Source organism: Mycobacterium colombiense (genome assembly GCF_001953985.1).
Lineage (GTDB): Bacteria > Actinomycetota > Actinomycetes > Mycobacteriales > Mycobacteriaceae > Mycobacterium > Mycobacterium colombiense_B.
Genome location: NZ_MBEI01000084.1, coordinates 32,597 through 45,248 on the forward strand (window position 1 = coordinate 32,597; position 12,652 = coordinate 45,248).

Annotated in this window: 12 protein-coding genes; 1 reads left to right on the forward strand and 11 read right to left on the reverse strand. The window is 67.1% G+C overall.

The window, feature by feature from the left end; translation table 11 throughout:
* Positions 1 to 44 precede the first annotated feature (44 nt).
* Positions 45 to 1,166: a phosphodiester glycosidase family protein gene (locus tag A5732_RS26615; RefSeq protein WP_076056213.1), complete on the forward strand. Its 1,122-nt coding sequence runs from the start codon at positions 45 to 47 to the stop codon at positions 1,164 to 1,166.
* Here A5732_RS26615 and A5732_RS26620 read toward each other — a convergent pair.
* From A5732_RS26620 to A5732_RS26670, 11 genes are all read right to left on the reverse strand, one after another.
* Entirely contained in the window at positions 1,159 to 1,860 is a 702-nt protein-coding gene (locus A5732_RS26620; protein WP_076103914.1) for a YoaK family protein, read from the reverse strand. The genes A5732_RS26615 and A5732_RS26620 overlap by 8 nt on opposite strands.
* 37 nt (positions 1,861 to 1,897) lie before the next feature.
* Positions 1,898 to 2,659: a mammalian cell entry protein gene (locus tag A5732_RS26625; RefSeq protein WP_076056187.1), complete on the reverse strand. Its 762-nt coding sequence runs from the start codon at positions 2,657 to 2,659 to the stop codon at positions 1,898 to 1,900.
* Positions 2,626 to 3,186, reverse strand: coding sequence for a mammalian cell entry protein (locus tag A5732_RS26630; RefSeq protein WP_076056189.1), 561 nt, complete (start codon positions 3,184 to 3,186; stop codon positions 2,626 to 2,628). Before A5732_RS26630 ends, A5732_RS26625 begins: the two co-directional genes overlap by 34 nt.
* A complete protein-coding gene (locus A5732_RS26635; RefSeq protein WP_076103917.1) occupies positions 3,183 to 4,154 on the reverse strand; it encodes an RDD family protein in 972 nt (323 codons plus the stop codon). The genes A5732_RS26630 and A5732_RS26635 overlap by 4 nt, the downstream gene beginning before the upstream one ends.
* Positions 4,151 to 4,948, reverse strand: a complete 798-nt coding sequence (locus A5732_RS26640) for an Mce protein (protein WP_076103920.1) — start codon at positions 4,946 to 4,948, stop codon at positions 4,151 to 4,153. The genes A5732_RS26635 and A5732_RS26640 overlap by 4 nt, the downstream gene beginning before the upstream one ends.
* Positions 4,918 to 6,468 carry a virulence factor Mce family protein gene (locus A5732_RS26645; protein ID WP_076056196.1) on the reverse strand — a complete coding sequence of 517 codons (1,551 nt, stop codon included), beginning with the start codon at positions 6,466 to 6,468 and terminating at the stop codon, positions 4,918 to 4,920. The genes A5732_RS26640 and A5732_RS26645 overlap by 31 nt, the downstream gene beginning before the upstream one ends.
* Positions 6,462 to 7,634, reverse strand: coding sequence for a virulence factor Mce family protein (locus tag A5732_RS26650; protein WP_076056198.1), 1,173 nt, complete (start codon positions 7,632 to 7,634; stop codon positions 6,462 to 6,464). Before A5732_RS26650 ends, A5732_RS26645 begins: the two co-directional genes overlap by 7 nt.
* 23 nt (positions 7,635 to 7,657) lie before the next feature.
* A complete protein-coding gene (locus A5732_RS26655; protein ID WP_076056199.1) occupies positions 7,658 to 9,274 on the reverse strand; it encodes a virulence factor Mce family protein in 1,617 nt (538 codons plus the stop codon).
* A complete protein-coding gene (locus A5732_RS26660; RefSeq protein ID WP_076056200.1) occupies positions 9,271 to 10,863 on the reverse strand; it encodes a virulence factor Mce family protein in 1,593 nt (530 codons plus the stop codon). Before A5732_RS26660 ends, A5732_RS26655 begins: the two co-directional genes overlap by 4 nt.
* Positions 10,860 to 11,900 carry a virulence factor Mce family protein gene (locus tag A5732_RS26665; RefSeq protein ID WP_076056202.1) on the reverse strand — a complete coding sequence of 347 codons (1,041 nt, stop codon included), beginning with the start codon at positions 11,898 to 11,900 and terminating at the stop codon, positions 10,860 to 10,862. Before A5732_RS26665 ends, A5732_RS26660 begins: the two co-directional genes overlap by 4 nt.
* The coding region (locus A5732_RS26670; RefSeq protein WP_171975111.1) for an MCE family protein at positions 11,897 to 12,652 on the reverse strand (756 nt) is incomplete at its 5' end. The genes A5732_RS26665 and A5732_RS26670, both read right to left, overlap by 4 nt.

Here is a 12,652-nt window from a genome sequence, read left to right on the forward strand (position 1 = left end):
ACCGCACCGTTATTTTGTTGACAGTGTGACTCCTGGGACTGATGATGTTTCTGTTGCATTGGTACCTGGCGGAAAGGGCTATCGTGCTGACCCGACGCGCCAGCTTCCGCCGGCTCGCGGCGTGCTGCGCCGCCGTCGTTGCCTGCTTCACCCTGGCCGTCACTTCGGGACAGCCCCTCGCCCGGGCCGCCGACGGCCGCGATCTGCTGGCCAACGCCATCGGCAGCACCCGCGGCTCCTACCTGGTCTACAACTTTGGCCCCGGCCATCCCGCGCCGATGCTCAACGCCGGTGGCAGCTGGTACGAGATGAACAACGGCGGCCACCTGATGATCATCAAGAACGCGGCGGGGCGCCTGTCGCCGCACCTGCTGGTCGACACGCACCAGGGCGATCAGGCCCGTTGCGAGAACAACCCCGGCGCCCGCACCGGCGAGGGCCTCTGGCAGGCCTCGGAGCTGTACGCCCCGCTGCAGGCATGGCAGCGCATGGGCCAGCCGACCATCGCGATCAACGCCAACTTCTTCGACGTCCGCGGCCAGAAGGGCGGCTCGTGGCGCCAAACCGGATGCAGTTCACCGCTGGGCGCCTTCGTCGACAACACCCAGGGCCAGGGGCGCGCCAACCAGGCGGTCACCGGCACTGTCGCGTACCCCGGCAAGCAGGGCCTGTCGGGTGGCGGTGAAAGCTGGAGTGCACTGTCGACTATGATCCTGCCGTCCGGTGGCGCGCCATATGTGGTGTGGCCCAGGACAAAGAGCGACTACGACGCCGCCACACCGGTGGTGGCCGACCTGCTCAACAAGAACGAGAAGTTCGTCGCGGTCTCGGGCATCGGGCTGTTGGCGCCCGGCAATACCGGGCAGCTGCACGACGGCGGGCCAAGCGCGGCCCGAACGGCCCTGGCCTACGCCAGGCAAAAGGACGAGATGTACATCTTCGAGGGCGGCAACTACACCCCGGACAACATGCAGGACCTGTTCCGCGGGCTGGGCAGCGATAACGCCGTGCTGCTCGACGGCGGCGGCTCTTCGGCCATCGTGCTGCGCCGCGACACCGGGGGCATGTGGGCCGGCGCGGGATCACCGCGCGGGTCTTGCGACACCCGCCAGGTGCTCTGTGATTCACACGAGCGGGCGCTGCCCAGCTGGCTGGCGTTCAACTAGCTACGGCCACAACCTTTTTCGTCGGTGCCGGACCGCATAGGAAGATCAGCAGGCTCGCCGCTATCACCGCCGCGGCGACCACGAACACCGGTGCGATCACGAATCTCGACATCGTCGCGCCGCAGAAGGCGCCGGCGCACATGGTGGCGACCACGCCGATGCGCAGCCTGTGGCGTTCGCCGGTGCCGCCGGCCAGGCGGCTGTCCAGCCCGAGGCTGACGATCGTCGACGTCAGCACCGTGGTGGACAGCTCCTGGATGCCGAACTGGCGTGCACTCGAATGTTGTAGGCCGAAGGTCACCGCCAGCATGCCGATCATGATCAGCTTGGAATTCCCCTGGTAGCGCAGCACTCCCGCGCCCGCCAGGATCGCCAGCGCCACCAGCAGGACGATTTCGGTTGTCAGCACCGTGGTGATCCACGCTCGCGTGCGCGGGCCGAAGTGTCGCGACAGGCGTCCGCTGACGATCGTCGTGCAGACGAAGGTCGGCAGGGCCACCGCGACGGCGGTCAGGTCGATGGTGCTGCTCGGGGCCAGCCAGAACCCAAGGAATATCACGTTGCCGGTCATGTTGGCGACGAACACGTGGCCGAGCGCCAGGATGCTGATCGAGTCGGCCAATCCGGTGGCGAAGGTCAACAGCAGCAACGCTGCTACGGTCCATCCTTCGGATACCGGTGACGTGACAGCCATGCGGTGCAGTATATTTCGGCGCCACCCGCGGCCGGCGTTAAACTTTCGGCGTCAGATCCAGCGATGTGATCGTCGTCATCCGGGTCACCAGCCAACGGTTGTTGGACCGCTTCAGGAACAGCCGGTACGACAGGTACTTCAGTGACGGAACGTTTTTGGTCAGCGGGCTGGTGGAGGTCGTGTTGGTGTAGACGATGACCGAAGCGTTGGGGTCGTCCAGCGTCTCGACCGCCGCGCCGGTGACCTCGGTGCTGTTGCTGATCTTGGCCTGCTTGTTGGGGGCCACGATCGCATCGACGAATTTGCGATACTGCGCCTCGAAATCGCCGCTGAGATAGCGGGATGCGCGGTCGGCGAGCGTGTCCATGTTTTCCGGCGTGTACGTCCACAGCGTGGTGATCGCGCTGGCGGCGGTCCGCGCGACGTTCAGTTTCGTTGCGGCGGTGGCCCGATCGGCCAGGTACGGCTGCATCATCGCGCCGGCGAACGCGGCGGACCCGACGAACAGCAGGGCGGCGATCACAGCGACGATGGCCCACGCCTTACCGGCCCGCCGCTTCTTACCCGCGCCGTCGGCCGGCGCGGCGCCGGCGGTCTGTTCCGCGTCCTCGCCGGCGGCTTCCGCATCGGCGCCATCCGACTCGGCCGCGTCGCCGCCGTCGGATTCCGTTGTCGCATCGGGTTTTTCGTCGCGCGGCTCGGCGCCGTCGCCCTCCGGCACGCCAGTCGCATCGGCCTCGGGGGCGGCCGGGCTCTCCTCGGCGGTCACATCACCTGCTGCAGGTTGCTGATCTTCCACTGGTTCCCTTCCTGCGTCGCGGTTGCCGCCCAACGATTGGTGTTCTCCAAGACCTGTTTTTCATCCGGCGACTTGGTGGTGATCGCCGTGGCCACCATGACGCTGACGCTGCCGTCGTCGTTCCATCGCTCCAAGCCGGCGTCCAGGACGCTGCCGGTGGCCGGTTCGGCCCGCGCGACCTGGAGCAGGATCTCGTTGGCGTTCTGCTGGTACTGCTTGGCGAAGTCGCCGGTCGCCTGCGCCAATATCCGGTTCACGTAGTCGTTGGCGTGAAAGGGATCGATGGAGGTGAACTGCGTCATGAACCCGCTCACGTAGCTGAGCACCTCGCGGTCCTTCGACGCGGTCCGAGCCCGGGATTCATGCGAGCCGAGCATCAGCGCGCAGGCCGTGATCGCCGCGACCATCAGGAGCGCGGCGACCGTTCCGGCAAGCGGCACCAGCCATGGCCGCCGCGCCGCGGCCTCGACCGGGCGCGCGACGAGCAGGGGCCGCTCGCCGGCTACAAACCTGCGCCGCGGGCTCATTTTCCGCCCCCAGGCTGCTTCGGCTTCGTCAGCACCTTGAGATCATCGACGCGCCAGGTGTTTCCGCCGCCCTTGGCGAAGTTCACCCGCACGGTGGCGCTGATGTAGCGCTGCTCGGGCCCGATGCCGCGCCGACCCTGCATGAACAGCAGCATCGTCGCCCGGTCGGGGCCCGCCGATTCGATCGAGCTGTTGGTGACCCAGTACTCGTTGATGACCGGGTGCCCCTTCTGCACCACGTCCTGCTGGGTGGCCAGCTGGGGCCGATACTTGTCGGTCGCCAACGACAGCGCCCGCGCGAAATCGTCGTGCAGCGACTTGGGGTCGTACGTCAGCATCTGGGCGACGATCTTCGGTCCCTGCGTGGCGATCTGGGCGCGGGTCTGATCGGACGCCCGGTCCCTGGAGTACACCACGAAAAAGCTGATCGCGGCCCCGGCCAGGCAGAGCGCCACCGCGCTCGACACCGCGACCGCGGTCCAGCGCCGGATGCTGGCCGGTGCCGCGTCCGGTTCGAGGGGGCGCACTTCGGTGCGCGCCAGCATGTCGGCGAACGTGCGACGGCGTGAATCCCATAGGGGCCAAAGCCATCCCACGATCGAGACGGTATCGAGTAGGTGGGCGACGTCCCGGAGCAGCAGGGTCCACGGGCCCGGCGCATCGCCGGTGCGTCGCGTCACCGCGATGCCCACCAGCGCGCGGCCCAGGCTCCAGCCGGTGATCACCGGCAGCAGCAGCCGGTTGACCAGCACCAGCAGGGTGACGACGCCGAGGACGGAGATGGCCGGCCACCACCACGCGCCGTGGGGCGGCACGGTACGCAAAACCAGCGCCATCGTGATGATCACCGCGAGGCCCGGCAGCACGTCGACGGCGAAGGCGCCGACGCGAGAACGCCAGGGCGCCAAGGCTTCCCGCGGTGACTCCTGGATTGCCGTGGGTGCAGTCTGTTCGACCACCACCGTCACTTCGTCACCTGGTCGAGCTTGGAAATCTTGTACTGCCCCTCGGCGAAGGCCATCTTCACGCGCAGCCGGTAGCCGGCTTCGCTCTGGTTCTGGTCGCTGGCCACCTTCACGCGCAGCGCCACCAGGATGTCGATCGAACCGTCGGGGTTGTTGCGCTCGACGGCCGCCCGCACGTCCGACACCTGGACGTGGATGTTCGCGGCCTGGTACGCCTGCACGAGCATGCTGGTATAGAGCAGCGCCTGCGAGCGGAAGGCGTCCGTGCCGCAGTCGACGATCTTCTGCTCGCTCGCGGTCATCGCGTTGGTGTCCGGCGCCTGGGTCGCCGACACGCATTCCACCGCCGCCTTCAGCGCCGCGGCGTCGTTGCGGGCGATGCGCTGGCTTTGGTGGTGATAGTGCAACGCGAGGTAGCCGCCCCCGCCGACGCCGAGGGCGCACAGCACCAGCACCGCGGCGATCGCGGCCAGCCATCCGCGGCCCACCCGGGACGGGCCTCGTGGTGCGGCCACCGTGGGCTCGCCGGACTCCGCCTCGTCCTCGGTGGTCTCACCGGACTCGGTGGTCTCGCCGGACTCGGTGGTCTCGCCGGACTCGGTGGTGTCGCCGGACTCGGACGCGTCACTGTCGGCAGCACCGTCCGTGGATCCCACCGCATCCTCGGCAGCGTCCTGCGGACCGGTTTGCCCGGCTCCGTTCTCGGGTGCCGTCGAATCCTCGATCTTGTCCTGCGTGGTCAACGAATCGTCCGTGTCGATGGGGTTCAGCCGGCTGGTGCCAGCATCTCCTTCCATCCATCGTCTCCTGTTCTGGTCGAGTTCTCGACGGAGTATTTAACTCCGTCTGGCCCTACCAGTTCACCGCTTTGGGGACTGTAGATCGCCGAGGGAGGCCCGCTGGGTTTGTAGACACACGGGTTGGGCTGCTGGCCATTGCACTGCACGGTACCCGACCCGGGTCGGGACAACGGATCGCTGGTGGGCGGCGGTGTGCCCGCGACCCGATCCGAGGGCGCCGGGTTCATCCCGTTGTCCACCGACGGCGCGGGGATCACCATCCCCGGCCGGACCGATTGGTCACAGCGCGCCGCGGGCGCGGGGCACGTCAAGATCTGGTTGGGGTCGCCGTACCACGGGTTCGTACCCGCTGGCACATACGGTTTGGGGTCACGGCATTCCCGCGGAGTCGCCGCTCGTTTGCCCGGAATGTCCGTACACGGGATGTTGCGCGACCCGCGCACACTGTTCGCCGGTGTTTCCATCGGGATCTTGCAGTACGTGCCCGTGGGCAACGGCTGGATGCTGGTGTCGGCCGGGGACCGCCACTCCGGGGCCGGGATGAACCCGGTCAGACACGGCGGCGGCTGGTTGATCGACAGCGCCAGGTCGAGTGCGGCCATGTTAGGGAACGGCGCGGCCACCGTCTGGGCGATCGACGCGCCCTGCGGGAGGAACACCAGGACCTGCTCGACGCCGGTGTGGTAGCGCTTGAGCAGGTCGAAGACCACCTCGAGGTTGGCCAGCGTCTGCGGCAGCGAATCCCGCACGTCGCTGAAGACCGAGTTGACCTGGTCGGCCGTCGGCGCCGCCTGGCGCAGCAGGCTTTTCAGGTGTTGATCCTCCTGCGCGGACTGAGCGCCCAGCCTGTTCAGGTTGCGCGCCCAGCGCTCGATGTTGTCACCCGATTTGACCTGGCTGTCCAGCACCGGCCCGGAGTTCTGGATGATGTCGTTGACGTCGGTCATCTGGTTTTTGAAGTCGCCGACGATCGCCTGCGTCGCGTCGACCAACCGCTGCAGGTTCGGGCCCAACCCGCCGACGGATTGCGCCGTCTCGTCGAGCAGCTGGCCGATCTTCTCCTTGGGCAGCACCGACAGCCCGCGGTTCGCCGTGTCCAGGGCCGGCCCGATCTCGGCGGGCACGGTGCCCGTGGTGATGGTCTGGCCGTCGGCCAGGTACTTGTTGGGGTTCCCCCTCGACGTCAGGTCCAGGTACTGCTCACCGACGGCCGAAACCGAGTGCACGTTGGCCGTCGCGTCGATCGGGATCTTGTAGTGGCTGTCGATGCTCATCGTCGCCTGAGCGCCGCGCTCGGTGGGCTCGACGTCGGTCACCTTGCCGATGGTGACGCCGCGATAGGTGACGTTGGCGGTGGGATACAGGCCTCCCGATGCGGGCAGGTCGGCCTTCAGCGTGTAGCGGCCGATGCCCACCAGGCTCGGGATCTGCAGGTAGTAGATCCCGAGCACGAGCAGCGAGATGACGGTCAGGATCCCGAAGGCGATCAGCTGGCGTCGGATGAAGGGAGTCAGCATTGGCTTCTGTCCGCCCTTTCCACCAGCGGTCCACCCGGTGCGTCATTCGGGTTCGGCGTGTAGCGCACGTCCGGGATCATCGTCTCCGGATCGCGCCCGAACGACTGCTCGAGCGCCCGCAGGGCTCCCGACAATCCGGTCCCGGTGAGGAACGCGTTGTCGACGGCGCTGTAGGTCAGGTCGAGCGTCAGCGAGATGTTGATGTAGTCGCCGCGGAAGATCTTCGGGACGGTGTCGATGTCGAACGGTTGGGTGAGGATCAGCTTCAGCGCGCCGATCAGGTACGGCGAGGCCCGGCCGAGCTCCTTCAGCGGGCACTGCAGCGCCTGCAGGTCGGTGTGCAGCGGACCGCGCGCCTCCGAGAGGTACTGGTCGGCGGCCTGGCTGAGGCGTCCCACCGAGTCGACGGCGTTGATCAGATGCTGCTGATAGTCCTTGTTCGCGAAGTATTTGATCAGCGGCGGAATGTCGGTCAGCACCCGGTCCAGGACGTCGGCGCGGCCGCCCACGTAGGTCAGCAGCCGGTTGGTGGAGTCGATGGCGTGGGTGATGTCATCGCGCTGCTGGTTGACCTGGTTGGTGAAGGTGTCCAGCTTGCCGAGCAGCGCCCGGATCTGGTCGGCGCGGCCGTTGAAGATGTTGTAGATCTCGTTTTGCAGCACCTCGAGGTTCGGGATGCCGCCGCCGCGCAGGATCAGCGACAGGCTGGCCAGCGTCTGCTCGGTCGTCGGATAGGACTGCGAGTTCTTCAGCGGGATGGTGTCACCGCTCTTGAGCAGCTCGGGCGACGGGTTCGGCGGCGCGGCGAGCTCGACGTGCTGCGAACCCAGCAGCGAGGTCTGGCCGATCTTGGCGGTGGCGTTCTTGGGCAGCTTGGTGTTCTTGTCCACGCCCAGCGTCAGCGTGGCGATCCAGTTCTTCAACTGGATGGCTTTGATCGAGCCGACGAAGACGTCGGCGACCATCACCTTGCTGTTGCCGTTGATCGCCAGGGTGTCGGGCACCTGCACGTAGATGGTCATGGCCCCCGACCCGCTGCCGGGGCCTCCCGGGATCGGGACGTTGGAGATGCCTTTCCATCCGCACGAGCTCAACACCATCGCGGCGACCAGCAGGGTCAGCCCCTGCCAGCTGCGACGGCGAATCACCCGAAGCGCGCCCCTCATGGGCCGACCGTTCGTCGCGCCCCTCACTGGCCACCTCCGAAGTCAGCGGGTGCCGCCGGGCCACCCGCGTTCGGCGCGGGCGCGAACACCGGCGCCGGTGTCGGTGCGACCGGACCCGGGATCACCTCCGGCCCCGGCGGTGGCGGCGGGATGGGAACTTGCGGCGGAACCTGGCCGATCACGGGCGCTATCGGGTTCTCGTCGTAGGCGTTCGGCGGACCCGGCGGGGTCTGCAGGTTCGACTGGACGGGCGCGATGTTCGGCCCGCCCATCAGCTCCTCCAGCGAGTCCGGGGTCATCAGGCCCGCGGTGATCGGTCCGACCTGCTGGCCCTGCATGCCCGGGGCGACGATCCAGCCCGGCTGGGTGTTGCGGTGCGACGTCGGGGTGTCCGGCACCCAGATGCCCGGGACGGTGGTGTCCTTGTATCCGTTCGGCGGGTGCAGCCGGTCCTCGGAGTAGGCGACCTCCTTCGGCAGCGTCTCTGCCGTGCTGAACAGGTTCAACCCGAACGGCGGGTAGTTGAACTTGATCGCGTCGAGAATCGGCGAGAGGTACTGCGCACACAGTTCGGCCGACTCCTGGTAGCCCAACCGGCTGCCGGCCTGGATCGCACTACAGATGAACTGCATCGGGTTCGCGAAGTTGGTGATCGACGGGATGGCGACCACCGAGCCGTGCGACGGGTGGTAGATCTGGTTGATGTTCGCGGCGGCCGTCGGCAGCACGTGCAGCGCGGTCTCCAGCCCGTTCAGCGGATCCGGTTGCAGCAGCGCGTTCGTCGCGGTCTCGAGGTTGTTGATGTCCTGAACCAGCACCCCGCGGTTCTGGTCCAGCCAGGGCCGCACGGTGGTGAGCAGGCTGTCGAACTGCGCGATCGCGTTGGCCAGGTCGGTGTCGGAATGCGCGAGCCGCGTGGTGAAGTCGGCCAGGTTCTGGTTGAGCGCGACGAACTGCTGGTCGTCGTTGTGCAGCGCGTTGACGAACAGCGCCAGGCTGCGAACCACCGCGAAGAAGTCGCCGCGACCCTCGTTCAGCGCGGTCAGCGCCTGCGACAGGCTGGTCAGCGTGGCGTTGAACTGCTTGCCCTTGCCGGCCAGCCCGTTGGCGAACGACTCGATGACCTCACCGAACGGGCCCTTGGGCTGCTCGGGCGTCGGGCCCAGCTTGGAGATGATGTTGGTGATGCTGTTGCGCAGTTGGTCCCACTCCACCGGCACCTGGGTGCGCTCTTCGGGGATCACCGCGTTGTCGGCCAGCACCGGCCCGCCCTTGTAGGCCGGCTCCAATTGGATCGCCCGCGAGGCCACCAGGGTCGGGTTCAAGATCACCGCCGACGCGTTGGCGGGGACCTTGTACTTGTTCTCGTAGTGGAAGGTGACCTTCATCTTGTCGCCGCTGGGCTCGATCTTGTCGATCGCGCCCACCCGCAGGCCCATGATCTGGACCTTGTCCCCCGCATACAGCGCGTTCGCCGCCGGGAAATAGGCCACCACGGTGTTGTTGGTCAGCTTCTCGTACAGCCGCCAGCCGACATAGCCGACGACGAGCGCCAGGATCACCACCAGCGATCCGATGATGACCGATGCCCGAGACAGCCTCGGCAGCCGGATGTTGCGGACGTCAAAGATGGTGCTCAATTCTGGCTACCTCCCCCCGCTGCGCCACTGCCTCCGGCTCCGCCGGGATTGATGAACGGTGCCGGGAGTTGGTTGCCCGGCCCGGGCGGCGCCGCCGGTCCCGGCGGGAATCCGGGCGCGAACGTTGACGGCGGCGGCGTCGGACCCGCGGGTGCGAGGTTCTCGGTGCGTGCACCCGGGGGTGCTTGCGCCGGCAACGGCACGGGTGTGCCCGGCACGTCAGGCGGCGGGTCGCCCGGCCGGCCTGCGATCGGGATGCCCGGCGTCGGCGGCAGACCCGCGGGGTTCGGCGGCGACGCCATCACGTCGACTGGAGCCGGGAAGCCCGGCCCACCGAACGGTCCCGACGCCGCACCCGCACACGGCAACGGATTCCACGGCCGCGGCAGACCCTCGTCCCCGACGGTGACATTGCCGCCGGGGTTCGCCGGCGTGTACGAGCACGGCGATCCCGGTGGGACGGCCGGACCCGGGTGATCGGGCGTGCCCTCGAGCACCGGCGGCGCCGGCGGCGGCGCACCATTCGGGAACCGTGTCCCGTTCGGGTCGGGCCAGCGGTATTCCGGCAATCCCGCACCGCGCCAGAAGTTCTCCGGATCGATGCCGCGCTTCTTGAAGGCGGCGTCGACCCACGGCTGCGAAATTTGGTACAGGGCCAGGTTGTGCAGGACCACCTTGAAGAACGGTCCCGACGCGATGGCCTCGTTCAGCGAGGGCAGGAACTTGCCGACCTCGGTGAAACCGTTGGCCAGGTCGTCTTTGCGCTGCACCAGGATGTCGCTGACCGTGCGCAGCTGTTCCAGCACGTGGTTCAGGTTTGGGTTGTCGTTGATCAGGCCCTTGACCTGTTCGGAGAACGCGGCGACGTTGCCGAGCAGGGCGTTGATCGCCTGGCCGCGCTCGTTGAAGGCGGCCAGCAGCGTGTTGGTGTTGACCAGCAACCGGTCGACTTGATCACCGCGTTTACCGAGAATGCCCGCCACCTGGTTGGCCTGGGCCAGCAGGTGCTTGACCTCTTCGTCGCGCTTGCCGATGGTGTCGGAGAACTTCTCCACGCCTTCCAGGGCCGGGCTCAGGTGCGGGTAGGTCTGGTCGATGGTCTGCGAAAGCACGTGCAGGGACTGCTTGACGGTGTCGATGTCCCAACCCTGGGCGGCCTTGGTGACGTCGAAGAACGCGTCGTAAATCTGGTACGGCGTGGTGCTTTGGCCGATCGGCAAGGTCGCGCCCGGCCGCAGCGGCTGGCTGCCGCGCGCCTCCAGTTCGAGGACCTTCTTTCCGAGGATGGTGTCGGTCTTGACCGCGAGCCGGCTCTCGGTGCCGAACGTTGCGGTGCCGGCGTTGAATTGGACCACGATGTGATCGCCGTCGATCTTGAGGCCCTCCACCTTGCCGACCTCCACGCCGGCGATGCGCACCTTGTCGCCTTTGCTGAGGCCACCGGTATCGGTGAACTGCCCGTAGTAGTGCGGTTTGGCCATCAACATCGGGACGCTGGTGAAGCTTTGGCCGACGCCGATCACGAGCACCGTCACGATGATGCCCATCAGCCCGATGCGGATCCGGTTGGGTGGTTCCAGTGTTCTCATTGCGGCGTGCACCTACCCGTCGGCTGCTGGAACAGCCGGACCGTGCGGACCGGGCCACCGGCCTGCAGGCCGTTGATCTTCAAGGTGATGTCGCAGGCGTAGAAGTTCACGAAGTCCCCGTAGGACCCGATGGCGCGCCCGATCATGTTCAATGCCGTCGGCACCTTCTTGAGGTAGTCCTGCAGTTGGTCTTGCTGGTCGATCAGCGGCTGCTGCACCGCGTCCAGATAGTTGATCGTCTTGTGCAGAAGACCGCGGTCCTCAGCGAGCAGGTCGGCGACCGTGCCGGCGGCGTTGCTGATGTGCGCGACACCACCCGCCAGCGATTCACGGTGGTTGTTGAGGCCGGTGATCAACACCTCGAGGTTGTTGATGGTCTCGTCGAACTGCTGCCGGTGCCGAACGGTCGTGTCCAACACGATGTTCAGGTTCTTGATGACCTCGCCGATCGCCTGGTCGCGCTGACCGAGCTGGCTGGTCAGCTGCGCGGTGTTGTCGAGGATGTCGTTGATGGTGCCGCCCTGGCCCTGGAACACGGTGACCAGCGCGCTGGCGATGGTGTTGACCTTCTGCGGATCCAGCGCCCGGAACAGCGGCTTGAACCCACCGATCAGGGCGTCGAGGTCGAGCGCCGGCTGGGTGCGTGCCAACGGGATGAACCCGCCGGCCGGCAGGACCTTGTCGGCGCCCTCGCCCTGACCGCGCTTGATCTCCAGGTAGCGGTTTCCGATCAGGTCGAGGTAGCGGATCTGGGCGGTCGTCGACTGGTACAGCTGCACCGAGCGGTCGACGTTGAATTTCACCCGGGCCCGCTTGCCGCCGTCGACCAGCTCCACCTTGTCGACCTTGCCGACCTCAACCCCCGAGGCGCGGACGAACTGGCCCGCGCGCAGGCCGCTGACGTTGGTGAACTCCGCCGAGTAACTGTTGGTGCGGTCGAAGCGCATCTGACCGAACACCACGATGATCATCACGGTGAAGATCAGCAGCACCACCGAGAAGATGCTGAGTTTGACAAGGGTTCCGGTGATTTTCATGGGTTGATCGTGTTATCCCCTACCTGGCGTCCCCAGACGTACTCGATCGCATACGGCGATCCGGTGTCCAGGTGGTTGTACGGCGCGAGGCTGTTGCCGGAGTCCATCACCAATTCCGGTGCGGGCCACAGGTCGTGGGTGAGCGGCTGCCAGCATCCCGGCGCGCCGCCGGGGCCGCCGCGAGCGTTCACCCGCGGCAGGTTCTCCGGCCAGACGTAGGGGTTGGGCGCGCCACCGACCAGGCCGGCCGTGGCGCCGAGGCCCAGCGTCAGCGCCGCGACGGCGACCAGCGACAGGGGGTTGGCGACCAGTCCCAACCCGGACAGCGCCTGGGTGTGGGCGACCAGTGAGTAGCCGTTGCCGCCCAGGAAGGACGCGGCCTTGGGTTCGATGTCGTGGTAGTTGCGCACGGTGCAGAACAGCTCGGGGCTGTAGGTGTCCAGCAGCTGCGCCGTCGGCACCAGGTCTTCGGCGCCGCGCGCCAGGTACGGGCCGCCCTTGTTGAACAGGTCCGCGCCGGTGTTGCCGAACCCGGCCGCCGACAGCAACGCCTGGTCCAGATCTTTCTGCTGGGCGTTGATCGTGCGCGAGGTGATCACCGCGTTGTTCAAAAAGTCGAACAGATCCGGCGACGCGTTCGCGTACGTGTCGCCCAACGCCGCCAACCGCTGAATGTCCTTGCGCGCCTGCGGCAGCTGCGGATTCACGTCGTCAAGCAAGGCGTTGGCGTTGGTGACCGACTGACCGAACTT